Origin of the sequence: Nakamurella antarctica, assembly GCF_003860405.1 — a bacterium.
Lineage (GTDB): Bacteria > Actinomycetota > Actinomycetes > Mycobacteriales > Nakamurellaceae > Nakamurella > Nakamurella antarctica.
Genome location: NZ_CP034170.1, coordinates 1,031,495 through 1,056,470, shown reverse-complemented (window position 1 = coordinate 1,056,470; position 24,976 = coordinate 1,031,495). Strand labels below are relative to the sequence as shown.

The following is a 24,976-nucleotide window of genomic DNA, read 5'->3' as shown; positions in this document are numbered from 1 at the left end:
ACCAACGTCGGGCGCAGACTACAACGTTTTCTATCGTTGCCCCAAGAAAGTAGCAAGCAACCGGCGCCACCATCCCGGCGCCCGCGGCTCTGTCTCAGCAGCGGTGGCTCTGTCGCCGATCCGCGGGTGAGCAGTTGTATCTTCACTGGCCAGTTCCGTGGGATCTGCCACTCCCAACAATGTGGCCCCAGCTTGCTGCGGCGCGAGGGTGAATGCGTACACCATTATCTGATCAGCTGGAATATCGTCACTATGGGGTGGCCCGCCGATTGCGAATCCGAAGTAGGTTCGGAGTGCTTCAGCGCCAAAGTCACTGAGCTTGAAAGGTAGCTCGGCCTCGAGATCGCAATCGGAGCCGTATTCTCCCGCCCAAAACGGGGCCTCAAAGTGTGACTGTGTGCCTTCGTCGATAACCACGCCTGCTGCCGGGGTAAGAAGAAGCTCTCGAATGACGGCGCCGCCCGCAGCCCATGCCTCCAGCGCCACAGCATCAACGATGCTGCTGGACATTAACCTGGTGGTAGACCGGCCACCCGCGACCACGGCAGTAGATCCCGGCAGATCGACTAAATCCGTGACATCGGTACCCACGATCAACGATGTTTCACCGAACGTCCCTGCACAGATCGTGTTTGGCACTCCTGCACACGCTTGGATCAACGAAACGGTGCCTTTCGCAGCGCCTATCCTTCCCGGGAAGACCTGCTCCGCAGTGCTGCGCGCGACTTGCTCGGTGCCGAGGGGGCGGTAAGCCAGATCCAGGCGCGGCAGTTGCGCAGAAAACGCGAGAATCTCAAACTTCGAACCCACTCTTGGACGCTCCTGCCGGCTCGAAAAGAACTCTCCTACCGCAGGCTTAGCGTAGACCTCCCGCGGGATTCCTGAATCCAAGTCCGCTCTACTCAAGCGGCGAAGCGGCGAAGTGGCGCACCGCCGCCGAGTCGAGCAACTAGATCACAGGTGAGTGCTGCTCACTAACCCAGCACCATTCAGGTTTCCGGCACCACTCTCGTCTCCAGCACCGTTCAGGTTTCCAGCACCGTTCAGGTTTCCAGCACCGTTCAGGTTTCCAGCAACGGCGGAGCCAGGCGAGGTGCTAATTCGAACTATCGAACGCGCGACCATTTGCAATGTTGAGGTAAACGTATCGAGCTCCGCGGCACTGAGCTCACTCGTCGCGGCCTCCAGCAGGTCTACAAAATCGCGGTGGACCTCGGCCATCATCTCGTGCGCCTGCGGCGTGAGTTCAAGATACAAACTGCGTCTGTCGTTTGGGTGGTCCACTCTGTGCAGGAGCCCTGCATCCACAAGGCGCCGCGAAATAAACGTCACTGCAGCGGTTGTCATATCCAGATACCGAGCCAGTTCCTTCGGTGTCACGCTGATCTCGGCAGCCACCCGAAATAATGCTCGGAGTTCACTTGGCGAGAGCTCTGCATTTTGACCGATTCGCTCGCGATTTCGCTGCATGACGTTCACGAACTCGACTGCCGCTCCTGGAAATCCGACGAGGGTATGGGAGAGCCCGGTGTGCGTACTCACGGCGCCCTCCAGTCCCTTGCGAAAACCCAGTCTAACGGGGGTGAAGCAGATTACATCGCACTCCGTGACAAACTGTTGACTTTATAAGTAACTTAGTAGTTAAGTTACAGCCCTCAGCAGTTCCCCATCCGTTCAAGGAGGATCCAGTGATTCCCGACATCCTGTCGCACGGTCAGTACGACACCGTGTACAACTTCCTGTCGCTCGTCATCGCGTCGCAGTTGTTCACCGCATTGTTTCTACTGATCTCGCTACCGCGGATCCTGCCCCGCTACCGACAAGCGATCACCGTGGCGATCATCGTCTGTGGGATCGCCGCCTACCACTACTTCCGCATCTTTGACTCTTTCAAGGAAGCCTTCGTGACGACCTCCGTCGGGGGGACCGGCGACTACACGCAGGCCGTGGGCACTGGATTTAATGAGGGCTACCGCTACGTCGACTGGTTCTTGACGGTGCCACTGCTGCTCGTGGAACTCATCGCGGTGTTGGCGCTCGCGCGGAAGGTTCAGTCCGGTCTTCTGATGCGCCTCGTGCCTGCGGCTGCCTTGATGATCGCGCTCGGCTACCCCGGCGAAATTAGCGGCGAGAACTCGCTACGCATCATCTTCGGCCTGCTCTCCATGATCCCGTTCGCCTACATCCTGTACATTTTGTTCGTTCAGCTCAGCAAGTCGCTGACAAGCCAGCCCGCATCAGTGCGCACCACGTTGAGCCGCCTTCGCTACCTGTTGGTCATCAGCTGGATCGTGTACCCCATTGCCTACGTTCTGCCACTGTTCAACGCTGGCGGCGGCGACGCTTGGGTGTCAAAGCAGGTGGGCTACTCGGTGGCTGACATCGTTGCCAAGGCCGTGTACGCGCTGATCATCTTTAGTGTGGCCAAGGCGAAGTCCTACGAGGACAGCTCGGAATTTGCTGCGTCAGAGCGCTCACACGAAGACGCTGTCAAAGGACGTAAGTAAAGAACTTTAGGCAGGGTCACGTTCTTCGACCCTCCCGTATGACGGATAGTTAAGAGCGCGCCCTCACCCGGTAACGGGGAGGGCGCGCTCTTGTTTACCCGCGCAACTGAAGCGCAGACCTATGGGCACAGCATCGGGCTTCGACTGCGAAGCGTTGCTTGCATGGCAGAGGGCACTCTAGGAGTGCCGATCAGGCCACTGGCAACAATCCCTCGACCGGATCGTTTGATCGATTGCCCCCTCGCCAACGCCGCAAGGTCGTCAATCACGCCGCTGGCCGCGCGGTGGTTCCGCGAACACCTACATCGGCTTCTCACCGATTATGTTCATCGGCCCGGCCGCAGGTTTAGTTGAGAGCGTCGCCCAGCAGCCGCGCGACATCTCGGCTCAGTGTTAATGCGCGTGTAGACCAATCCGCGCTTGCGTTGGCCAGCCCACAGGTAGGTGTCGGCACCACCTGCTGGGCCACCGTGAGCGCTGAGAACCCCAGCTTGCCCGTCGGTTCGGTTATCGGCTTAGCCCATTCGGCAAGTGCAGTCGTCGCCGTATCCCGACGGCCCATGCGAGGGTCGGAATCCTTCGCGTCGGCGCCTTGCAGACCAGCCGGGCGAGTGCTTGGGATAGTCCCCGCTAAAAAAACTATGCCGGATTCCATCAATTCGCCGAGTGCGTCGAGAGTAGTCGTCTGCGATCCGATCAGGGTGAAATCCGTTGCAAGAGCGGCGAAACCGGCTTCTGCCAAGAGCCGGAGCGGCGCCGCAGAGTCGCAGCAGTGCACCACTGACCGCTCTCCCGCCGCATCCCGTAACCCTGTGAGAATCTCTCCCGCCCGATGGTGTGCGACGGCGCGGACGGTGCCGAAACCGCTTGCGGTGGGCAACGTTCCGGCCAACACCTGGGGCAGTGCGGGCTCGTCGATCTGGACGACGACCCGTGTCCCAGGCAGCCGGCGCTCGATGTCCGCGACGTGTGAGCTCAAGCCTTGGGCAAGCGAGGCTGCCACATCGTCCACCGCTCCGTAATCTACTAACGCGCGATGCCCGGAAGGCACTTCCATCATCGCGGCTAGTGTCCAGGGGCCGCAGATCTGAATTTTCACGTATTCGGCGCCGGCGTACGTTTGCTCCATCGCGTCCAAGTCCCAGGATAGAAAGTCCTTGGCACGCCTACCTTCTCGCGTGGGCCTGCGGGAGATACGCCATCCTGACGGCACCACTTCGGCATAAATGTCGACCAACAGCCCCGCGGTCCGGCCAACTTGGTCTGCGCCTACGCCGCGGCCCGGCAGTTCGGCAAGGAAGGGAAGTTCGGGCATTTCACCCGCCACTATCCGCGCGGTTTCTGCCGGGTCAGTTCCCGGCATGGGGCCGAGTCCGGTCGCGGCGCCGAGATGCCAGGGCCTCGCGGGTGAGCCGTCGAGCTCTGATGAGTTTCGGCGGGAAACCATCAAGCCGCACGCACAATCGTGGCCGACCCAATGACGTACTCGTTACTCGTGTCGTACAACACGACAGTTTGGCCTGGGGCGATACCGCGGACCGGTTCGTCTAAGCTGACCCGGACCTGGCCGTCGACGAGGTCGGCGCTGCCACCAATAGTGCCCCCGTGTGCGCGAACCTGAACCACCGTGCGCAGCGGAAACTGGGGGCCACCCCTGCCGAGAAGACAGGTACTCCAGCCACAATGACGGAAACATCAAGCCGCGCCGAGGCACCCACGGTCACGGTTCCCGAGATTGGTTCGATGTCCAGCACGTAGCGGGGCTTACCGTCCGCAGCGGGGCGCCCCAGACCGAGGCCCTTGCGCTGACCGATGGTGTAGCCATAGGTGCCTTCATGCTGAGCCAAGACCTCGCCGGTCTCAATATCCACCACCGGGCCCGGCTTGGCGCCGAGCTTCTCGGTCAAATAGCCCCTGGTGTCGCCGTCCGGGATGAAGCAAATATCGTACGAATCAGGCTTAGAAGCGACAGAAAATCCCCGGCGCGCGGCCTCTGCTCGCACCCACTCCTTGTTAGTGCCCCCCAGCGGAAAGATACTGTGAGCCAACTGATCCTTCGTCAGGACAGCAAGCACGTAGGACTGATCCTTGGCTTCGTCGACCGAGCGGCGCAGGATCCCGTCTTCGATCCGGACGTGGTGTCCGGTGACAACAGCGTCGAAGCCCAAAGCCAGCGCCCGATCAAGCAACGCACTGAACTTTATTTTCTCATTGCATCGCAAGCAGGGATTCGGTGTGCGGCCTGCGGAATACTCGGAGAGAAAGTCGGCGATCACGTTTTCCACAAAATCAGCTGACAAATCCCATACGTAGTAAGGGATTTGCAACAAATCACACACTCGCCTCGCATCCGAGGCGTCTTCGATGGTGCAGCAGCCGCGGGATCCAGTGCGGAGTGTGCCCGGTTGCCTGGACAGAGCCATATGCACGCCGGTGACGTCATACCCAGCCTCGACTGCCAGGGCTGCGGCCACTGCTGAGTCGACACCGCCGCTCATCGCTGCGAGGACTTTCATGGTGTGTTCTTCACTTCCGGGATCGAGTGCGGACCGTTGATCATCAGGTGGCAAAATTGCGCACCGCCTGCCCAGCTCATCGCTTGCGAGAAGCTGCTAGGGATGCCCGACGGGCGCGCTCCACCACGGGGCCGATAGCATCGAGAACCTCCCGGACGTCGGCAATAGTCGAAGTATGGCCGAGGGAGAACCTAATTGCGCCCTTTGCCTCTTCCTCGGGCACGCCCATGGCGAGGAGCACATGAGAGGGTCTGGCGACACCCGCAGTGCACGCCGACCCAGTCGAGCATTCGATACCGCGAGCGTCCAGCAGCATCAAGAGCGAATCGCCGTCGCAATCGGGAAACCGCAAGTGTGCGTTGCCGGGCAACCGACTGGGACCTTCACCGACGCGCGACTGTCCCGGATCGCCAGCCAGCACTACATCCGGAATCTGCTCTCTGATGCCGTTAATCAACGCCTCCCGCAGGTCTGTGAGCATCTCGGCCCTGGCCGCCTGCTGGGTTACGGCATCGGTGACGGCGATTGAAAACGCTACGATGGCCGCGACATCCAAGGTCCCAGAACGTATTCCACGCTCCTGACCGCCTCCGTGCACGATCGGTTGGATGGTCGCGTCGCGCCGCAGCAACAGTGCCCCCACACCGGTGGGTCCGCCAATTTTGTGCCCGGTGACCGTCATGGCATCCGCGCCGCTTTCTGCAAAGTCCACAGGAATCTGCCCCAGTGCTTGGACCGCGTCAGTGTGCAGAGGGATCTGCTTGGAGTGTGCGACCTCGGCAAGCTCGCGGATCGGGTTGATCGTACCGACTTCATTATTTGCCCACATCACGGACACCACCGCCACATCAGCGGGGTTCTCGGCAATGGCGGCGGCGAGGGTGTCGGCATGCACGCGGCCATAATCGTCCACCTCCAGCCAACCGACTGTGGCGCCCTCGTGCTTTTCCAGGAACTCGACAACGTCGAGTACCGCGTGGTGCTCAGTGGCGCTCGCCAGAATGCGGGTCCGCGCGGGGTCGGCGGCTCTGCGCGCACGGAATATCCCCATCACCGCAAGGTTGTCCGATTCTGTGCCGCCGGAGGTAAAGATGACCTCGCTGGGGCGAGCCCCGAGATGCTTGGCAATCGACTCTCTCGACTCCTCCACCCGGCGACGGGCCGCGCGGCCGGAGGTGTGCAACGAGGAGGCATTGCCGGTCAGGGTCAATGCCTGGGTCAGGGAAGCTATGACCGCCGGGAGAACCGGGGTGGTCGCAGCGTGATCGAGATAGGCCATCGCTGCTCCAGAGTAGTCGCCCCGCGAGAATTTGGTGGAACTACTGATGCTGAGCAACCCCTGCGGACCGCGATTGCACCTACGAAAGAAGGCAAAATACAAGGGTCCGGCTTGGCTCCACGCGGAGCTAAGCCGGACCCTGTTCAGACATGTGCGTTATGGCACCAGCACTGCAGCGGGGTCGGCGGCCGGGTCGTTGCTGGCAGGTAGTGCACGAAGTTCCGCAACTTTGGCAGCAACGCGGGCGCCATACTCGGCATCGGCTTTCGCAAAGTGCGCGACAGCCCGATCAACGATGTCCTGGCGAGAGACGCCGCTGATGGACCCAGCAAGTGCGTTGACCAAACGGGTCTTGGAGTCTTCGTCTATCAACCGGTACAGATCGCCTGCCTGGGAGAAGTCGTCATTGGCGTACCTGTGCTCGGCCGGATAGGAACCCGCGGGGCCGTCAGTGTTGATGCCGGTGTAGAGCGCCTCACCAGTTTCAGACGGACCGCCGAACGAGTTGGGCTCGTAATTTTTGGTACCTGCGCCGTTGGTGCTGACGGCTGCGGCTCCGTCGCGAAGGTGATTGTTGACTGGCGCGGAATGCGGCGCGTTGACCGGAATTTGGAAGTGGTTGATGCCCACGCGGTAGCGATGCGCATCGCCATATCCAAAGAGACGTCCCTGCAGCATTTTGTCCGGGCTCGGACCAATGCCTGGCACGAAGTGAGCCGGGTTGAAGGCGACCTGCTCGGTATTGACGAAGAAGTTGTCCGGCCACTTGTTGAGGGTCAGCACCCCCACCTGGTGCAGCGGGTAATCCTTTTGCGACCACACCTTCGTGAGATCAAAGGGGTTCACCTTGTAGGTGGGGGCATCCTCGAACGGCATGATCTGCACCTTCAACGTCCACGACGGGAATTCGCCTCGGTCGAGGGCGTCGCGCATGTCGTTCAGGTGATACTCCGGATTACCTTCGGTGACTTCGAGCAGTTCGTCGTCGTGCAGGTTTTGGATGCCCTGGTTGCACTTGAAGTGGTACTTGATCCAGACGCCTTTGCCCTCACCATTAACCCACTGGAAGGTGTGCGAGCCGAAGCCGTCCATATGGCGCAAGGTGGCCGGCCGACCACGGTCACCGAAGAGCCAGGTGAACTGATGCGTCAGCTCCGGGGACAGGCCAAAGAAGTCCCAGACGTTGTCCGGCTCCTGCACCTTGGTGCGCGGATCGGGCTTTTGGGTGTGGATGAAGTCGGGAAACTTGAGGGGGTCGCGGATGAAGAAGATCGGGGTGTTGTTGCCGACAAGGTCGTAGTTGCCCTCCTCGGTGTAGAACTTGACCGAGAAACCACGAGGGTCGCGGGCTGTATCAGGTGCACCTTGGGATCCGGCAACAGTGGAGAAGCGGGCGAAAACCTCTGTGGTCTTTCCGATCTCAGACAGGAATGCCGCCCGGGTGTACTGCGTGACATCGTGAGTGACGACGAACTCACCATGCATTCCACTACCCACCGCGTGCACGATGCGCTCCGGGATGCGTTCCCGGTTGAAGTGCGCGAGCTTTTCGATGAGGTGGTGGTCCTGAAGCAGAATCGGGCCATTGGGGCCTGCGGTCTGCGAGTTCTGGTTGTCGGCTACGGGAGTACCCGCAGCGGTGGTCAGCCTGGCGTCGGTCATCAGCACATCCTTGGTATGTCGAAAATGAGTAAGCCTTGTCTACGAGCGCGAATGCGTACCGAGCCCGACCTACGTCTCTTATCTTAGACATAGTCCAAAATTGGACAAGGTCGGATCTAGCAGGGTTGCCGGGTAGGTTGAGGGAATGGAAACCCTGACGCAGCGGCTGACTGGCCGCGGTTGGCGCATGACGGCGCAGCGACGCGTCATCGCGCGGGTTTTCGACGCTGCTGGCGCGGAACATATTCACCTGACCGCCGACGACGTTCTCGAACGTGCGGTCGCGGTCCTTCCGGAGATCAGCCGCGCAACGGTGTACAACACGCTCGGCGAGATGGTGGACGCCGGCGAGGTACTTGCCGTCAACGTCGGCGACCGCGTCACCCGCTACGACCCCAATGTGGCAAAAACGCACCACCACTTAGTGTGCGAAGTATGCAGTTCGATCTTTGACGTTCAAGCAGAGGTGCTGCCGTCTGCCAACACTGCTGACGTCGCGGCGATTGCCCCCGGATTCGTAATCGAATCGGCTGACGTGATATTCCGCGGCCGGTGCGCTTGCTGCCGGTAGATCACGTCCTGGTTGAGCGCCCGTGCGACAGCGTTAAATGCGAGCTCACATAGCCGCCTGCGATCTACGGCCGCCACCCCCGTACCCGCGATCGCGGGTATCGCCGGTAACCAGTTGACGGTGACTGTGAGCTGCCTGCACGTGAGGACGCGGCGCACAGAAGCCATCACATTCATTTCACCGACAAACGCTGCAGCAGTAGTGCTCTGATGGCCCTGCCGGTACTGCAGCGCCACGGGCTGCACCACCACGGCCGCGTCGATAGCCGCCTGGAACGCCGATCGGTAGAACTCGTCGACTGCTCCCCCACAGCGCGTGGTCGCCTCCGGGAAGATTTGGACTCGGTGGCCCTGCCGCATTGCGAGCGTCATCTGTGCCACTACCGACGGCAAGTCGCGCCAACAGCTGCGACGCACGAACAGCGTTCCGCATTTTCGAGCCAACCAGCCGATGACCGGCCAGTTCCCGACCTCCGATTTCGCCACCGGAACCATAGGAGCGGCGGCGCTCAACACCAGAATGTCCAACCACGACTGGTGATTGGCTACCACTAGGGAAGGACCACTCCTCGGTGCGCCGATTGATTGGACACTGATCCCCAACGCGCGCAGCATGCGCGCCGCTATCGACCGCAGCGCCGCAGACTCGCGGGCGCGTCGGCCATGGCCGCGCCACCCGGTCCGAGCTCCGACCAAAAGTATCGAAATGGCTACCGCAACTGCAGCTCTCACTATCCGGAAAAGTGCTCGCGGCGTCGATGCGCGCACGAAATCCCCCGCAGCACAGCGTGAAATGCACGTCGGTAGATGCGTAGTGCTTCCGGCGCACGACATTCGCCGCGTCGGCCAGATCGCAGAACTAGCGGCGTGTGTCTTCATCCCGCCTCGACCATGCCGAGAAAATATCCAAGATAACGCTTTTCGGTCCGCTCTAGATCGAGCAGCACCAAAAGGTCTGCCGTATTAAAATCTGGATCACACGCGGGCGGACCCAGTACCACTGCACCCAAACGTAAATAACCTTTCAGCAGTGCGGGTACGCGCGCTCGCAGTGGCCGCGTGACTGCAAGGTCATTCCACCGAAGTCTGGGAGCGCATCGCCTTCCCTCAGGATCCAAGTGCTTGGCCTGCACCACATCCCACACATGTGCGGCCTGAGCACCGCCATCAGCCAATGAAATCGATGCGCATCCGATCACATAGCGGTAGCCGGAGAGAAACATGTACCGGGCAATACCACCCCAAAGGAGCGCCATCGTTGTGCCGTTCCGGTGATCCGGATGCACTGCGCAGCGGCCAGCTTCGACAGTGGCGGGCATCAGGGACTCTAAGGCAGCAAGATCAAACTCGGCGGCTGAGTACAGGCCGCTACTGCGCGGGTGCGCGTCGTTGGCATGCGGAGGAAGCAGCCGGTAGGTCGCGACCGCCTCGGGTTGCATGTCTGGGCTTAGTTGGAACCAGACGATGAGATGGTCGCAAATGTCATCGAACTCGTCGGCGTCCACTTGCGCCGGGCCCGGTGTCGATGCCCCGCCCTCACGTTCGAAGACGACGAAACGCAGACGTTGGGCAGCAAGGACTTCCGCCGACGACGTGGCCGGCCGGAGCTGGTACGGGGTCGACTGGTGAGCAGTAATTGCGGGAAGAAGCGCACTGGTGGTCACACTTGACAACGTTCACAGAGCTACAAGCACGCCCGTTGGCTACCACCCGTCAAGGGAGTGAAAACTCCATGAACGACAGAAAAGACCCGGCCGAAACGAATCGGCCGGGCCCTGTCTGGCGATGGTCAGCCCTTGTGCGCCGCGACCGCTTCGGTGAGCTGCGGTGCAACTTTGAAAAGGTCGCCCACAACGCCATAGTCGGCAATTTCGAAGATCGGTGCGTCCGAATCCTTATTGACAGCAACAATTGTCTTCGCGGTCTGCATACCTGCCCGATGCTGGATTGCGCCGGAGATCCCCAGCGCAATGTAAAGCTGCGGCGACACCGTGGTTCCCGTTTGCCCCACCTGGAATTGGTGCGGGTAGTACCCCGAATCGACCGCCGCCCGCGAGGCGCCGACGGCGCCGCCCAGTGCATCAGCCAGGTTTTCCACCACGGGGAAGTTCTCTGCCGAGCCCACCCCGCGCCCGCCGGACACGACCACAGTTGCGCCGCCGAGTTCCGGACGGTCGCCCGCTGGCTCAACGTGCACGGCGACAACTACGGCCGAAGCCGCTGGGTCTACCGAGAACTCCACTGGCACCCGTGTACCGGCGCCCGGGGACGGCGCCGCATCGATCGAATTCGCGCGAATGGTGACTACGGGGATGCCCCGAGTGACCTTCGCGTGAACGGTGTAGGAACCGCCAAAAACCGAGTGGGTGCCAACGATGTCGGAATCGATATCGACGACGTCGGCAAGCATTCCGGAGTCGAGGCGAACCGCCAGACGTCCCGCGATTTCGCGCCCGTCGACGCTCGCGGACAGCAATATTGCCGCCGGTGAGGCGAGGGCAGACGCCGCGGCCAACGCCGCAACCGCCGGGGTGATCAGGTAGGTCGCCGCGTCGTCAGACTCTGCAACATAGATTTTTTCCGCGCCCAGCGCTGCCAGTTCGGCCGCGAGTGGATCAGAGGTTCCGGGGATCCCCACCACTACCGCTGACGGGCTGCCAATTCGGGCGGCGGCAGTCAGTAATTCACCGGTGACCTTCCGGAGTGCGCCCTCAGAATGCTCTACGAGTACTAGTACTTCAGCCATGTTCGTCCTGCCTCTCAGATCAATCGCGATGCGGCCAGGAATTCCGCAATTTTGGTTCCGGCTTCGCCTTCGTCAGCGACCTTCTCACCTGCGGTGCGCGGCGGACGGGGAGCCGCGTCGATCACGATTGACCACGCATTGGCACTCCCCACTTCGTCGGCCGAAAGCCCTAGATCAGCCAGTGTCAGGGTGGTCACCGGCTTTGATTTCGCCGCCATGATGCCCTTGAAGTTGGGGTAGCGCGGCTCGGCGATCTTCTCCGTCACGGAGATGACTGCGGGGATGGTGGCGGTAATTTCGCTGTACCCGCCGTCGACCACGCGTTCGGCCTTCAAGCTGGTGCCGTTAATTTCTACAGACCGGGAGAAGGTGACCTGCGGGATTCCCAGACGTTCGGCGAGCATTGCCGGTACGGAGGCGGTTCTGCCGTCGGTGGATTCGTTGCCCGCGATGACAAGGTCAAAAGTGAGAGTTCCCAAGGCGGCGGCAATCACTTTCGAGGTCGCAAGGGCGTCGGATCCGGCCAAGGCCGAGTCGTTAATGTGCACTGCTTTGTGCGCGCCCATCGCAAGGGATTTGCGCAGCACCTCGGTGGCGCGGTCGGGGCCCATAGTGAGAACCGTGACCTCACCACCGTGGGTTTCGGTGAGTTGTAGGGCGGTCTCCACCCCCCGTGAGTCGATTTCGTCGATGATGGCGTCGACGGCGTCGCGATCGAGAATGCCATCGGCCTCACGCAGCTTTCGCTCGGAATAAGTGTCGGGCACTTGCTTGACCAGAACCACGATGTCCATGCCGTGAGTCCTCTCAGTAGGTGTCGGCGCCGACGATCTGCCAGGCCTGAAGCGCGCCCCGCGAAGGGCTCGGACGAAAACTAAGCGATCGCTTTGCTTCTGCCCATCTATCCCTAAGCTATCGCTTAGGTCGAGCTGAGTCGAGCGCCCACTCAGTGGAACGTGTCACTCTTGATAGATGATCAACGAGAAAAACAAAGATGCCGTCATCCCCGTCATCTCTCTTGTGCGTTTTGTCCTACTCATGTCCCTGTTCGTCGCCGTCCTGCTGTGCTTCACCTTTCAGCCGCCTTTCTATGTCTGGCTCATCCCCATCGCCATCCTGATTCCGCTGGTCGGGCTGGTAGCCATCTGGTACCGCGACCGTCCCACTGGACCCCGGCCGTAACTACTAGCGGCGATTAGTTACGGTGGGCCGATGACGACCGCACCGCACAGCTCCTCACCCGACGTGATCCCGGTAATCCTGGATGTGGATACCGGAGTTGACGACGCCCTGGCGTTGATCCTGGCTGTCCGACACCCCATGCTCGACTTGCGAGCAGTGACGTGCGTCTCTGGCAACACCAATGTGGATCAAGTGGTCGCCAACACCCAATACGTATTGGATGCTGCCGGAGCCGGGGATGTGCCCGTCGCTCGAGGCGCCACACGGCCGTTGCTGGTGCCGCCCCATCACGCCACGCACGTCCACGGCCCGGACGGCCTCGGTGGATTCTCCCGGCCATCCGATCGACGAGTAGTCGGAATGCACGCCATCGATCTCTTGCGGCGCGAGCTGATGGCTGCCATCGGAACAGGGGACGCCATCACAGTGGTCCCCCTCGCGCCGATGACAAACATTGCGCTCCTGCTTCGCACCTACCCGGAGGTTGCCCCGGGAATTGCACGAATCGTCTTTATGGGTGGCTCGGCTCAGACCGGGAACGCTACCGCGGTTGCCGAATTCAACGTCTTCGCCGACCCCGAAGCAGCTGCCATAGCCATCGCCGCGGCTGGCGAACTCAGCATCCCGATCACCATGTACGGCCTCGATGTTTTCAACGATGTGCGGATCGGCCGCGAGCGCGCCCACGCTATGCGTGACTCCGGCGACCCTGCGGCTCAGTTGGCTGGCGCACTGCTCGAGAACCAAATGCGGGTTTTCGGCCTGGACGATGCCACGATCGGCGATGCTGGCGCGGTATGCGCCGTCATTGATCCTGAAGGTGTGACCACTTCTAACTACTCTGTGCGGGTCGAGACGTCGGGGATGCACACCAGGGGCCAGACAGTAGTGGACCGCCGAGCCTGGTCAGGCGACAAGGCAGACGATCCCACTGTGACGGTGGGTGCACATATCGACGTTGCCCTAGATGTCGACGGCGAACGGCATGCCAACGTGTGGCTCAGCTCCTTCGCGCCGCCGTCGAGATAGATCCGTTTTCATTCACTGGATATTCTGGATTCTTGAATCGGCTCACTCTAGCGCTTTCGAGTTGTTCGACCAGCACGATGAATGAGCTTTCCGCACGTTCTCGATCACCCGTCAACAGCAGGTCCAAGAACAATCCCCGCAAGCCCGCAAGGCACAGGCCAGCTACGGGAACTGCACTCTCGTAGTTGATTCCATCTTTGGCGCAGCCGTCGGTCAAGTACTCCATCCACACGTCTCGGGAATCTCTGGCAAAACGCGCGTAGGCCACCGGCTGGGCAAAGGCGCGCGTCGAGACGAAGAAAAACAGTTGCATCTCCCACAAGTTATTCAGGTAGTGCTCCCACATTCGCCGAGCAGATTCAGCCAGACCGGTTACTGGTCTCTCCCGAAGGAATGCACTGGTCGTCATCCGACGCAGGGACGTTGCTTTGATCAAAATTTCGTCGCGACTGCCCAGATGGTAAATCAACATTCGACTGCTGGTGCCCAGGAAATCAGCCACCGTGGCAAGTGAGAATTGCTCCACCCCATGGAGTCTGATGTAGCGAAGGATTCCATTAAGAAGTTCCTCGGATCGGCCGGACATGCCTGTATCCGCATGTGCAGCAGTGTGGTCGGGCGCGGTAGACATCAGATTTCCGTTTCGGCAGAAGCAGTGGTGCGGCGCATCCGGGGTACTGCGAGCAACATTTGTTTGGAATAAGGGTGCTGCGGATCAGTGAAAAATGTTCCTACGTCTGCGGTTTCCACTATCTGCCCGCTCTTCATGACGCTCACTCGGTCACAGAGGTAGTTCACTACCGCCAGGTTATGGGTGATCAGCAGCACGGTCAGTCCCAGATCCTTCCGCAGGTTCTCAAACAGCGCCAAGATGCTGGCCTGGGATGACGCGTCCAGCGCGGACGTGGGCTCATCAGCCACCAGGACGGTGGGCTGCACCGCGAGAGCGCGCGCGATAGCTATCCGCTGACGCTGCCCACCCGAGAACTGCCCGGGGTAACCACCCAGTGCACCTGCCGGGAGCTGCACCAGATCTAAGAGTTCGCGGCTGCGAGCGGTAATCTGCCTCTTCCCGACGATGTCGTGAACTCGCAGTAATTCTGAAAGAACCTGGCCCACCGTCATTCTCGGGTTTAACGAAGAGTAAGGATCTTGGTAGACCATTTGCACCGCGCGGCGCTGCTTCACCGAGCGGTGCGTCGGTGGAAGCAGCACGCCTGCAAGCCGAACCTGCCCTGCAACCGGAAGCAGTTGCCCGAGAACCGCTTTGGCCAGCGACGTTTTACCAGACCCGGATTCCCCTACGATTCCGTGGATCTCACCGGACGCCACGCTCAGTGTGGCGCCGCGCACTGCGATGGCACCGCCGTAGGCGAGAGTGAGCCCGCGGATATCGAGCATCGGATTCGTCATAGGGTGGTCCCCTCCTCGTGGCGAGGCCCCAGTTCGGGAACTTCCAGCACCGCGCTCAGCAACTGCTTGGTGTAGGGGTGCGCAGGATGGTCCACCAACTGCCCAGTGGGCGCGTCCTCGACGACTACACCTGCACGCATCACCAAGATTCGGCTGCACACATGGCTGACCACAGCAATATCGTGGCTGACGAAGAGGATAGTCAAGCCCAAATCTCGTTGCAGCCTTTCAATCAGACCAAGTACCTGGGCGGCCACCGTGACATCGAGTGCGGTGGTGGGCTCATCACACAGCAGTACATCTGGGTTGCTGGCAAGGGCCATCGCGATGAGTGCGCGCTGTCGCTCACCGCCGGAGAGTTGGTGGGGGTAAGCGGCAGTGCGTGCCTGAAGATATCCCAGCCCCACCTGCTCCAAGAGTTCGCGAGTCCGTGCGGATGCTCTTTTTCTGTCGAGACCTGCGACGTAACGGCAGATTTCGGTGATCTGCTTTCCGACGGGCATGAGTGGGTCGAGGGCGCTCAGCGGTTCCTGGGGTATCAAAGCAGCGCGGCCGCCGACGCCCGCGCTGCCGCTGGTGATCCGCACTCCCGCGGGAAGTATGCCGGCGATCGACTTCAGGGTCAGGCTTTTGCCCGAGCCTGACTCCCCCACTATGGCGACTGACTCCCCAGCAGCAACCGAAAAGCTGACGCCGGCAATAAGTTCTGTGTTGCCAGCTGAGACGAACAGATCCGAGACGTCTACGGAAGCAGTGGCTAAAGCGGCCTTCATTTCACCCGCCAGACATCTGAGATTCCGTCGCCCAGCAAGGACAAGCCGATGCCCGTGAAGACCACGGCGGCACCGGGGATCGCACAGATCCACCACTTGGTCGCGACGAAAGCCTGCCCGTCATTAATCATCGTCCCCCAATCGGGTACCGGCGGCGAAATCCCCAACCCCAAATAACTCAGGGTCACGACGGCGACAATGACGAAGATCATGTCGCTCATCAGGAGTACTACGGCTTGGGTGATGGTGTTGGGCAAGATGTGTCGCAGCACAATGCGGGGGTGACTGAGTCCGCCCCCGCGTGCGGCGATCACCCATTCCGAGTTTCTCAAGGCTCCGGTCGTACCGCGGAGCACTCGTGCGTAGGTCACCCACCCCACGAGCGCCAACGCTACGTAGATACCCCTCTCGCCCGCCCCGACGGCGAAGACCACTGCTATGACAATGACGTAGAACGGGAACGCGACTACGGTTTCGACGATTCGGCTAATAATCCAGTCGACCCAGCCCCGGCAATATCCGGCGAGGGTCCCCACTAGGACGCCCACGACAAATGGCGTGATCACTGCAATTCCGGCCACAGCGAGGTCCGTCCGTGCTGCAAACAGCAAGCGGGAGAGGATGTCTCGGCCGAGCTGGTCGGTTCCCAGCAGGTGGCCGGGACTGAAAGGTGGTAGCAAGCCGCCGCTCAGGTTTTGCTGGCGAGGGTTACTACCGGAAAGCAGCGGCGCGAACACTGCTGCCAGCACCACCGTCACCGTCATCACGAGTCCGGCCACGAAGGCGGGCGTGCGGCGCATCCGGCGCATCACCGTGTCTGATTGATGGGCTGCGCTCCACTGTGAAGGCCCCGCAGGGGCTGCTGCTGATGGAAGTGGTGACCTCTGGTTTTCCGTCATTGCGCACCCGGCCGGCTGTTGCGTGGATCGAGACGGTGCACCGCGAAGTCGGTCACGAGGGTGACGGCGACAACCACCACCGCACTGAACAGGGCTATTCCCTGCACCACGGGGAAGTCTCTGTTGCCAATGGCCTCAAACATCAGCGCTCCCAACCCGTTGATGGCGAACACCTTCTCGACAATGAGGGTGCCACCGACCAGGTACGCGACATTGAGCCCAAACAATGTCAGAGTTGGCAGGGCGGCGTTGCGCAAAACATGCCTGACGAGGATCCGACGGGAGGGCAGCCCAGCAGCCCGCAGGGTGGACACAAAATCTGCCTGAAAAACCTCCAGCAATTGGGCGCGCAACGACCGAATCAGCGGGGGGGCAATCGTGATCGCCACTGCCAATGCTGGCAGGATCAGCGAGGCAAACCCGTTGACGCTCCCCCCGACCGGGAGCCACCCGAGGCGCACCGCAAACACCAGGACCAGCAGGAGTCCTATCCAGAAGATAGGCATGGATAGGCCGATTGCTGGAATGATTCGGATCAGCTGGTCGAGGAGGCGATCGCGGTGTGTCGCCGCGAGCAGCGCCATCGGCACCACGATCACAGCGGTGAAGACCACTGACAGTGCTACGAGACTCATGCTGATTCCTGCACGAGCTGCAATCAGTTGCCTGCTCGATACGTCGAACACCAACGAATTGCCTGTGTCAGCGTGAAAAAAGACCTGGCCCATAAAATCGAGTAACTGCGCACCGATCGAGCTATTCAAGCCCATCTTCTCCCGGAGCGCCGCCAAGGACGCGTCGCTGGCCTGATCCCCCAGGATGGCCGCCGCCGGATCCCCCGGGACTAGACGGAGTAAGAAGAAAGTAGCAAGGACGACACCGATCACGACAGGGATGACGGTGAAAGCCGTGCGCCGAGCCCAGCGCAGGGCGCCAGGTGTGGGGAGAGTGAAGGCCTCACCGATCATCGCAGCGCCTCCCCTGCTGACGTCATCTTCGAGCTACTTACTCTGTTCCTACCTCTGCACTCCTACTTCGAAATCCAGGCGTCCTGAAAACGTACGCTGCCGTTCGGTAAGACCACGAGGCCGTGAACGGTGGCAGAGGTTGCTTTGATATTGGGCGTGTAGGCCAGCGGGATGTAAGGCGCATCGCCCGCGATGAGATCTTGGATCTGGGCGTAGATCGCTGCCCGATCCGGACCTTCGGCCTTCGTGCGGCCCTGCTGGATCAGCGCGGTGACTTCCGGGTTGTTGTAGTGCGTCCAGTACGCGTTGGTGCCAGCATCAGGGTCGGCCTGAAAGCTGATAATTCCATTAGGATCGGCCACATCGCTCAGCGCGCTATTAATCATCATCGAGTAATCAAAGGCTCGAAAGCGTTCCCGGAAAGCCGCAAGGTCAATGGATTCAATCTCGACCTTGATGTTGATCTCGGCGAGGGCGGCCTGGATGATCTGGGCTTCCTGAGCGCGCTTGCTGTTCCCGCTTGCGACCATCAGCTTGGTGCTGAATCCGTCTGGGAAAGCTGATTGCTTCAATTCTTTCTGGGCCGCGTCAACGTTGAAGTTGAGAGTTTTGGTCTGCGCGTTGTAGTCCGGAATTGTTGGCGGCAACAACGACCCAGCAACGGTGGCGGTGCCAAAACTGGTCGCTTGAACTAACCCTTGACGATCCAGCGCGTAAGAAACCGCTCGTCGAACGAACCGGTCGCTGAAATGGGTGTCCAGATTGTTGAAAAACAGCGTCTCGATCTCCCAGCCTGGCGTGTTGCTCACCGCAAGCTTCGAATTCGACTCCAGCTCCGCGACGTTCGCCGGTGAGACTTGGTCGATCGCGTTAACTTGGCCGCCCTGCAACTGGGCGATCAGCTGCGTGTCTTCCGGCACCAAGCGGTAGATCAGCGAGTCGACGTAGGGCTTGCCCGGCTGCCAGTACTTCTTGTTTGCCGTGAAGGTCAAATCGCCCCCCTGGTCCCAGGTGGCGACGACGAACGGTCCGGTGCCGACCGGCTTCAAGAAGAATTTATCCTCGGCCACCCCACCAAAGTCGGCAGGCAAAATCCCATTCGAAAAGCCTGCCAGCTCCGCGAGAAACGGTGTGTAAGGAGCAGAAAGCTTGATGACGACGGTGTTAGCGCCTTCCGCCGCAATGCTGGTGATGGGCGCCGCCAACGGAAGCGGCCCGCCAACCTTGAAGTGACGGTTTAGGGAGAATACGACGTCGGCCGGGGTGAGCGGGGCGCCGTTGGAGAAAGTGACCCCGTCGCGAAGCGTGAACGTCCAGGTGAGCCCGTCAGCGCTGGATTCGTATTTGCTGGCCAGCCATGGCTCCAAAGCGCCGTCTGCATCGAAGGACACCAGAGATTCGAAAATTTTATCGATGGCGAAGGCGTTGTTGGCGGTGATCTGATTATGCAAATCCAGCGAAGTGGGAGCCTGTGTGCGTCCGAACGTGATGGTGCCACCGGCCTGCGCAACGCCAGCAGATGTCCCGGCGGCCGACGCGCTGCTGCCTGCCGGTTGCTGCGGATCTGCCGCTCCAGATGGCGCTGCGCTAGTAGCGGCGTCGGAGCTACCGCTGCATCCGCTGACAAAGATGGCCACGGCAGCGACCGCGGCGATGAGCCGATAGTGCTTGCGGCGTCCTGGAAGTGCCAACATTCTTAAAGGCCCCAATCGAGGGAAGGGTGGAACACGAGGTTGTCCCATGTCTGCACTATGGCGACACCGCGCGCTGCGACGCTGGGGTCTTTCAACGATCGGACAGGCCGACTGTAAGGCCGTTACATTGGAAGTGTCAAACGTTTGTGACGAGGGTGACCGCCACTGGAGGACCAGCCGCGCGGGGCGCGTGTCGCGGTGTCTTGAGCGCATTCTTCGATGCCGTGCAACCGGAAGGAATCTGATAGCTCAATTCACGCTTCTCAGCCAGATTTTCCTGAGCGGATTCATAGGAGCGCGCCTACGCAGTCCGCATGACGATGCCGCTGGAGCTAGCCAGCCTGGATTTATGTGAGGTGAACGATCTGTCTCAGAAATTTTGGCCGAGAGAACGTACGCACCCCAAAATCCGGCCCACAGCGTTGTCAATCGATGCATACTCCCCTGATGAGGACACCAACGACGCTAGACCAAGACCTTTGGGGCAAGAAGCTGTACCCGGGGAGAGAAACTCCTGGAACCGTGAAGTGCGGAAAATCAACGACGATTCAGCTGTCAACTATCCGCTCATTGCGCATCTGCTTGATAGTGCGGCAGCGGCCCAAGCCCTTTTCGACAAGTGGCTGCGTCCAGGTTTGAAGCAAATGATCGCTGACGCTGTCGCCGGTGGTGATGTCGTTTTGGCCGAAACCAAGATTGCGGCGGTGGCAGGCATTCATGATCTGGGGAAGATCACCCCGGCGTTCCAAACACGCAGCTGGCATTCCGGGCATGACTTGGCCAGTAGTAAAGCTGCTGCTTCACGGCTTATTGATGGCGGCTACACGTTGGCCCCGGCAAGGTCTGAGAACAAGGATCTTCGGGATATTTTCGCCCATCACGATTACCTCGGCCTGCATCACCTTCTGAAGGCTTTCCCTGCCGAGGACGACCCGGTTACCGGCTCTGAATGGCCTGCTTTTGTGGTTGCCGGGCACCACGGATCTTGGAAGAACACGCAGATGACGGTGGGGTTGAAGAACATCCTGGTTTCCAAGATTGCGGCCCAATTTTTCACTGATCCTTGGACTGATCAAGCCGATCTTCATCGTGAACACGTGCTGCGTTCGGTGGGCGTGACCAAGGACAATTTGTTCAGCCCGATGGTCGGCACCGAACCTCAAAAACACGATGTGCTGATTCTGATTACCGGGCTGATCATGTTGGCCGACTGGATTGCATCCGATCACGCGGCGTTTGCGTCCGAACAACTGGAAGACCCCGATTGCGAGTTGGATCCAGCTGCTGACGGCCCCGGCTGGGTTGCCTTCCGCCGGTTGGAGATGACCCGCCGGATCGTTGAAACAGTCGGTGTTGCGGTGCAGATCCCGAACTTGTTGGACTCGGTTTTAGGTAAGCACGCAGCCAGTCCCCGTCAGATTCAAGCCGATGCTCTCACAGTAGTGCGCGGTATGTGGATTGTTGCCGAGCCAACAGGCCGGGGCAAGACGGAGGCAGCTCTTATTCGGCATGGGAACACCACGCACGCCGAGGGTCTCATCTTTGCGTTGCCGACCAGGGCTACCGCCAATTCGATGGTGAAACGAATCGACGGTGTTTACGCCCATGCCAATCTCCCGGTTCGTCTTGTTCATGGCCGGTCCGGGATCAACGCGGCCAGCACCAGCGCAGTGAACTCGCATGCACCGGGTTCTGCTCACACGCACAGCGGATGCATCGGCTGCCCGGAGGATTTTTCTTTCCTCACCGGTCCGGGGAAGAACTTGATAGCTCCGATCACTGTCACCACATGCGACCAGGTTTTGAAATCTGGCATTCGTGGCCGAAACAAGGCCGTGCAGCTGCTGGCAATAGCTAATCACCACATCGTTCTGGATGAGGTTCACACCTACGACCATTACCAAATGCGTTTGCTGGAGCCGGTTCTGCAGTGGTGCGGGCGCACTGACACTAGGGTGACGCTGCTGTCGGCGACGCTGTCTTCCGAGCAGTCACAGAAGTTGGTGAAGGCGTATGGCGGCGATACTTCGGCGCAGCAAACAGCTCGCGCAGCCAGCTACCCATCTCAGTCACTAGTGGATGGAGGCTCGTGTGCTGTCACCCAGACGGCGCCGGGCCCCGTCCAGAACCTCATCTTCGACACTGTGCAGGTGTCCGACCAGCCCAGCTCCCACGCTGACTGGGTTATCAAGGAGTTGGCAGCAAACCCCCGGGCCAGGATCGGGGTGGTCATCAACCGGGTTGATCATGCCATCGAGGTCGGCACCAGGCTTCGTGCGGCTGGCATCTCCGCGTTGGTGCTGCATTCACGGATGACTGAAAATCACCGGCTGGATGTGGAGTCGAAACTGGTTCCACTTCTGGGGAAGGACGGCAACGGTCAAGGTGTGGTGGTGGTCGGAACGCAGGTCATCGAGGCGAGTTTGGACATCGACTTCGATTTGATGCGAACCGATTTGGCCCCGGCCGCCTCGTTGATTCAGCGGGCCGGCCGGTTGTGGCGGTTCGGTGGTGCGGGTGTTCGCGCCGGCAGGATTCCTAGTTCATCTTTGAGAACGCTGGTTGTTGCGGCTGCGTTCACCGGGGCGACTTTGTCTGTTCGGGATCAGCTTCCTTACTTGTTCGCCGAACAGGAACGAACGTGGGACGCGTTGAACGCCCTGCCCGGCGGTCTACTTGCTATTCCGACCGGGGTGAAAGAACTGGTGGATGCGGCGGCGTTCGACATCAACCGGTACCGCAAGGATCCGGCTCACAATTTCGAGTTCGCGAGTGCGTGGAAGCGGTGGGATGTGGCGAAGAAGATTGTGATCAGTCCGCCACACACAGTTCGTTCGACAGATCATCTCGACTTGGTGGAGATGACCACGAACTGTGATCACAACGGAGATGACCAGGACCAGAACACCCGGTTTCAAGATTTGCCGTCGTTCGGTTTTGTACTGCTGGACCCCAGTGGCACCAACAGGTTCGCTTCGAAAATGACGGTGGACCAGTTAGGTGGCAAGTTGTCGAAAGCTCAAGTCAATGACGCTATTGGCGCCTCGCTGAAAGTGTCGGGAAGAACGCTGGAGCTGATGTCGGTGGCAAGTGCAAAGCTCTTGGAGGGCGCGAAGTGGTGGCCCCAAAGCAGGTTGCTCTCAAATTTGCGACCCGTGCAACTAGATCAGGTTTCCACACTCCTTTACGACCCAATTTTCGGACTTACCAGAAAGGCAACGGCATGACAGTGGCAACAGGGCAGGGCATACCAGTGCAAGACACACCGGTGGATGAGACAAGGGATGACAAGAAGAATAAAGCCGACGTGATTGTCCCGGCCGAGGTGGACTTCAACTTTGCTTTGTCGCCGTGGATTCCGGTTACCTACCTCGATTCCACTCACGGGCAGGTGGGGCTTCATGAACTTTTTCGCAACGCCCATTTGATCAACGGCATCAAGCTGCCGAACCCGGTGGAGTTGTTCTCCGTCTACCGGATTCTGATGACCATCGCTCCGGTCCTGGTGTACCGGCAGTCTCTTAACAGCGACCGACCTGGGGTTTCGGATGGCCGAGGGATTTCCCGAAACGGCTTCTGTCCCAATGCGGTTGACGAATTCTTCAACGAGCTCGCCGGTAAATTCAACCTGACCGGCGACAACCCCTTCATGCAGGTCAACAAGATCGACGCGAAAGCGAACCCCAAATTTTTGACCCTCCATGCAAGTGCGCCAACTGCAAGTGGTCAGTTTTGGCGAACCGGGAAATACTCCCTCACCTCATCAGATCCTGCAGATCTTGCTAAATCGCTTGTCACCGCTTGGTTCTACTCACCTCCCGGCAATGCGCAGCAAACCATTGACGGGGAAGCGATCAAATCAGCGGGGTCGATCGGGTTCTCCAAAACTCTGGCCGGCGCTGGTAGAAACATCAATCAGTTTTGGCGAACCGGCTCAAACCTGGCCCAGTCGGTTCTGTTGAACACCCCTGATCGCTGGGTGGGACCAGGGCTCCCCGCCTATCTGGATAGGGATGCGGAAATATCAGGCCAAGAGTTGAGCACCGATCCGAGATCGGTGTGGGCTGCTGGATTCTCCGGTGTTTCCGTTCAGTTTTTGGCTAGTAAAGATGATCCATCATCTGTCACGCATGTTTGTGTCGGCGGGTCCGTTCATCCCCACGTTTCGTTCTTGCGCGATGTGGCTCAGGCAGCTTCGAAAAGTGCTGACCTCAAAACCAAGTCGCTGGGATCTTCCTTCCTGGAGCTGGCTCGTATTTCTGATCCCCTGCATCTGACCCGTCAGTGCCTGAACAAGCATAAGAAGCTGGTTCGCGTTTTCATGGGCGGACTTGGTCTTCCGGGTCACTCGACACACCACATGAGGGAATGGTTGAAGATTTCCAAGGGGGAACCGGAGGAAACCACCAGATTTGTCGCCTCTTCTACCAGCGCGGATTTACAAGTTCTGCTGCTGATAGGTGGTGGCACTTCAAACGGTCCTGTGTACACCTACGCATCTTTGGTGGCGGGCATTTCTGCCGGCATCGAAAACCCCGACACAATGACCGAACCACATCGGGATGCACTGGTGGAGCTGGTTTGTCACATCATCGGGGAGACGGAGAAATCCAGTTCGATTGTTCTCAGTGTTGAGAGGGCAGCCGAAATAATCTACCCACCGAAACCTCCTTCCCCCGGAAGACTGGCGGTGAAATCTCCGGAATCAACCTCGTTGAAAGAACGAGTGATGGCCGGTTTTTACAGCTCCGGGGAACAGTTGCTCGATAAGGCTCTCGCAGACTCGGAGCGGGGCTTGAAGGTGGACAGGGAGCTTGTCAAACAGTGGCGACTAATGACAGCTCGCATCTTTGACGAGAACACCGCTGGCCTCAACCGTGGGCGACTTTCCACAAAGAAGTACAGGGCGCTCAACCACCTGCTGGGCGAAGCTCATGCCGCCGGGTTCGCTCCGGTCTCGAACTGAACGCATATATCAACTAACAAAGGAAGCGAGAAGCCAATGACCGCAGCGCAATCCGCACTAAGCGCGGTAGTACCCAGGGGTGATTCCGAAACGCAAACTGCGAACCCCTGGTCCGAGTTGGGCCGATACCTGATGTGGGTGGGGCATCGAACACGAAACTCTGTCGGCAATGCCAGAGTTCGAGTGGCGTTGTCCGGAGGTTTACGAGATCACATCTCAGCGAAGGTTTACAACGAGGTTGAACTCAAAAGGGTGGACGGTATTCCGGGTAGGCCAGATGCCAAAAATCTTGGCCTGGTTCGCGCCCTGGGGCTGATTGCCAGTCATCCACGATCGAAGATTGACTCGAAGGATTCAATCGGAACCTCGCTCGGCAAGCTTGTGGCCCAAACCCGAACCAACAGTGACACCTCCCAGACGATGATCTCAATGTTGAACACCTCCAACCCAAAAAATGCAGTGATGCTCATCAACCGAATGCTCAGCAGGTGCGAAGACCTCGGAATCCCCTGGAACGCAGCGTCTTTGGGTCACCTAGTGATCAATCTCCACATTGGTGGACAGACCGCTAAGAGAGCCCTTGATCGGCTGGCTAAGGATTGCTCCCGGGCCAGCTACCCCACCAGCAAATCGGCGAAGGATTTCGCCGAGGCCAGCTAGAAAATATCCGTCAACATTCGGGTCAAACAGAATTTTTGGCACCGCACCACACACAGTGACCAGCAGTGGTGAAACCCACCAAAACTTATGCAGTATCGACGATTTGGAGAAG

At 59.8% G+C, this 24,976-nt stretch carries 22 protein-coding genes and 1 pseudogene; 7 read left to right on the top strand and 16 right to left on the bottom strand.

All coding sequences use genetic code 11. The features are described 5' to 3' along the window. Nucleotides 1–30: 30 nt before the first annotated feature. Together EH165_RS04630 and EH165_RS04625 are read right to left on the bottom strand one after the other, a co-directional pair. Nucleotides 31–810 (bottom strand): DUF6928 family protein, encoded by a 780-nt coding sequence (locus EH165_RS04630; RefSeq protein ID WP_124798236.1) that lies wholly within the window; start codon nucleotides 808–810, stop codon nucleotides 31–33. A 144-nt stretch (nucleotides 811–954) separates the two neighbouring features. Further along, nucleotides 955–1,542 carry a MarR family winged helix-turn-helix transcriptional regulator gene (locus tag EH165_RS04625; RefSeq protein ID WP_124798235.1) on the bottom strand — a complete coding sequence of 196 codons (588 nt, stop codon included), beginning with the start codon at nucleotides 1,540–1,542 and terminating at the stop codon, nucleotides 955–957. Nucleotides 1,543–1,688: 146 nt separating this feature from the next. Between EH165_RS04625 and EH165_RS04620 the strand changes: the two genes are divergently transcribed. Continuing rightward, on the top strand, nucleotides 1,689–2,507 hold the full coding sequence (locus tag EH165_RS04620) for a bacteriorhodopsin-like (RefSeq protein WP_206426111.1): 819 nt from the start codon (nucleotides 1,689–1,691) through the stop codon (nucleotides 2,505–2,507). A gap of 346 nt (nucleotides 2,508–2,853) precedes the next feature. On the opposite strand, the gene EH165_RS04615 is transcribed toward EH165_RS04620, so the two are convergent. From EH165_RS04615 to EH165_RS04600, 4 genes and pseudogenes are all read right to left on the bottom strand, one after another. Next, nucleotides 2,854–3,954 (bottom strand): uroporphyrinogen decarboxylase/cobalamine-independent methonine synthase family protein, encoded by a 1,101-nt coding sequence (locus EH165_RS04615; protein WP_124798234.1) that lies wholly within the window; start codon nucleotides 3,952–3,954, stop codon nucleotides 2,854–2,856. Further along, nucleotides 3,954–5,023, bottom strand: a pseudogene (gene mnmA / locus EH165_RS04610) (tRNA 2-thiouridine(34) synthase MnmA). Before mnmA ends, EH165_RS04615 begins: the two are co-directional and overlap by 1 nt. A gap of 76 nt (nucleotides 5,024–5,099) precedes the next feature. Beyond that, complete coding sequence (locus EH165_RS04605; RefSeq protein WP_124798233.1) at nucleotides 5,100–6,302, bottom strand: cysteine desulfurase family protein; 1,203 nt, start codon at nucleotides 6,300–6,302, stop codon at nucleotides 5,100–5,102. A 156-nt stretch (nucleotides 6,303–6,458) separates the two neighbouring features. Next, complete coding sequence (locus EH165_RS04600) at nucleotides 6,459–7,964, bottom strand: catalase (RefSeq protein ID WP_124798232.1); 1,506 nt, start codon at nucleotides 7,962–7,964, stop codon at nucleotides 6,459–6,461. Nucleotides 7,965–8,109: 145 nt separating this feature from the next. Here EH165_RS04600 and EH165_RS04595 point away from each other — a divergent pair, with 145 nt between their 5' ends. After that, the gene (locus tag EH165_RS04595) at nucleotides 8,110–8,535 is read left to right on the top strand and encodes a Fur family transcriptional regulator (protein ID WP_124798231.1); all 426 of its coding nucleotides are present in this window, start codon (nucleotides 8,110–8,112) and stop codon (nucleotides 8,533–8,535) included. Here EH165_RS04595 and EH165_RS04590 read toward each other — a convergent pair. The 4 genes from EH165_RS04590 to EH165_RS04575 all read right to left on the bottom strand — a co-directional run bounded on the left by EH165_RS04590 (nucleotide 8,421) and on the right by EH165_RS04575 (nucleotide 12,074). Further along, entirely contained in the window at nucleotides 8,421–9,302 is an 882-nt protein-coding gene (locus EH165_RS04590; protein WP_164479123.1) for a lysophospholipid acyltransferase family protein, read from the bottom strand. The genes EH165_RS04595 and EH165_RS04590 overlap by 115 nt on opposite strands. A gap of 107 nt (nucleotides 9,303–9,409) precedes the next feature. Further along, nucleotides 9,410–10,198 (bottom strand): GNAT family N-acetyltransferase, encoded by a 789-nt coding sequence (locus tag EH165_RS04585; protein ID WP_206426109.1) that lies wholly within the window; start codon nucleotides 10,196–10,198, stop codon nucleotides 9,410–9,412. A 125-nt stretch (nucleotides 10,199–10,323) separates the two neighbouring features. Next, complete coding sequence (locus EH165_RS04580) at nucleotides 10,324–11,280, bottom strand: electron transfer flavoprotein subunit alpha/FixB family protein (RefSeq protein ID WP_124798229.1); 957 nt, start codon at nucleotides 11,278–11,280, stop codon at nucleotides 10,324–10,326. 14 nt (nucleotides 11,281–11,294) lie between these two features. Beyond that, nucleotides 11,295–12,074, bottom strand: coding sequence for an electron transfer flavoprotein subunit beta/FixA family protein (locus tag EH165_RS04575; protein WP_124798228.1), 780 nt, complete (start codon nucleotides 12,072–12,074; stop codon nucleotides 11,295–11,297). 178 nt (nucleotides 12,075–12,252) lie between these two features. Between EH165_RS04575 and EH165_RS04570 the strand changes: the two genes are divergently transcribed. Beyond that, on the top strand, nucleotides 12,253–12,462 hold the full coding sequence (locus EH165_RS04570; protein ID WP_124798227.1) for a hypothetical protein: 210 nt from the start codon (nucleotides 12,253–12,255) through the stop codon (nucleotides 12,460–12,462). A gap of 30 nt (nucleotides 12,463–12,492) precedes the next feature. Beyond that, complete coding sequence (locus EH165_RS04565) at nucleotides 12,493–13,491, top strand: nucleoside hydrolase (protein WP_124798226.1); 999 nt, start codon at nucleotides 12,493–12,495, stop codon at nucleotides 13,489–13,491. On the opposite strand, the gene EH165_RS04560 is transcribed toward EH165_RS04565, so the two are convergent. The 6 genes from EH165_RS04560 to EH165_RS04535 all read right to left on the bottom strand — a co-directional run bounded on the left by EH165_RS04560 (nucleotide 13,463) and on the right by EH165_RS04535 (nucleotide 19,238). Continuing rightward, nucleotides 13,463–14,122 carry a TetR/AcrR family transcriptional regulator gene (locus EH165_RS04560; protein ID WP_124798225.1) on the bottom strand — a complete coding sequence of 220 codons (660 nt, stop codon included), beginning with the start codon at nucleotides 14,120–14,122 and terminating at the stop codon, nucleotides 13,463–13,465. The genes EH165_RS04565 and EH165_RS04560 overlap by 29 nt on opposite strands. Next, nucleotides 14,122–14,904, bottom strand: a complete 783-nt coding sequence (locus EH165_RS04555; RefSeq protein ID WP_124798224.1) for an ABC transporter ATP-binding protein — start codon at nucleotides 14,902–14,904, stop codon at nucleotides 14,122–14,124. The genes EH165_RS04560 and EH165_RS04555 overlap by 1 nt, the downstream gene beginning before the upstream one ends. Beyond that, nucleotides 14,901–15,677 (bottom strand): ABC transporter ATP-binding protein, encoded by a 777-nt coding sequence (locus EH165_RS04550; RefSeq protein ID WP_124798223.1) that lies wholly within the window; start codon nucleotides 15,675–15,677, stop codon nucleotides 14,901–14,903. Before EH165_RS04550 ends, EH165_RS04555 begins: the two co-directional genes overlap by 4 nt. Then, nucleotides 15,674–16,576, bottom strand: coding sequence for an ABC transporter permease (locus tag EH165_RS04545; RefSeq protein WP_124798222.1), 903 nt, complete (start codon nucleotides 16,574–16,576; stop codon nucleotides 15,674–15,676). Before EH165_RS04545 ends, EH165_RS04550 begins: the two co-directional genes overlap by 4 nt. Continuing rightward, nucleotides 16,573–17,544 carry an ABC transporter permease gene (locus EH165_RS04540; protein ID WP_124798221.1) on the bottom strand — a complete coding sequence of 324 codons (972 nt, stop codon included), beginning with the start codon at nucleotides 17,542–17,544 and terminating at the stop codon, nucleotides 16,573–16,575. Before EH165_RS04540 ends, EH165_RS04545 begins: the two co-directional genes overlap by 4 nt. A 62-nt stretch (nucleotides 17,545–17,606) precedes the next feature. After that, nucleotides 17,607–19,238 carry an ABC transporter substrate-binding protein gene (locus EH165_RS04535; RefSeq protein WP_124798220.1) on the bottom strand — a complete coding sequence of 544 codons (1,632 nt, stop codon included), beginning with the start codon at nucleotides 19,236–19,238 and terminating at the stop codon, nucleotides 17,607–17,609. Nucleotides 19,239–19,552: 314 nt separating this feature from the next. Between EH165_RS04535 and cas3 the strand changes: the two genes are divergently transcribed. The 3 genes from cas3 to EH165_RS04520 are packed head-to-tail and all read left to right on the top strand — an operon-like array spanning nucleotide 19,553 to nucleotide 24,864. Then, nucleotides 19,553–22,465, top strand: coding sequence for a CRISPR-associated helicase Cas3' (gene cas3 / locus EH165_RS04530; protein WP_124798219.1), 2,913 nt, complete (start codon nucleotides 19,553–19,555; stop codon nucleotides 22,463–22,465). Next, the gene (locus EH165_RS04525; RefSeq protein ID WP_124798218.1) at nucleotides 22,462–24,204 is read left to right on the top strand and encodes a type I-E CRISPR-associated protein Cse1/CasA; all 1,743 of its coding nucleotides are present in this window, start codon (nucleotides 22,462–22,464) and stop codon (nucleotides 24,202–24,204) included. The genes cas3 and EH165_RS04525 overlap by 4 nt, the downstream gene beginning before the upstream one ends. 36 nt (nucleotides 24,205–24,240) lie before the next feature. Next, nucleotides 24,241–24,864: a type I-E CRISPR-associated protein Cse2/CasB gene (locus tag EH165_RS04520; protein WP_124798217.1), complete on the top strand. Its 624-nt coding sequence runs from the start codon at nucleotides 24,241–24,243 to the stop codon at nucleotides 24,862–24,864. The last annotated feature ends 112 nt before the right edge of the window (nucleotides 24,865–24,976 follow it).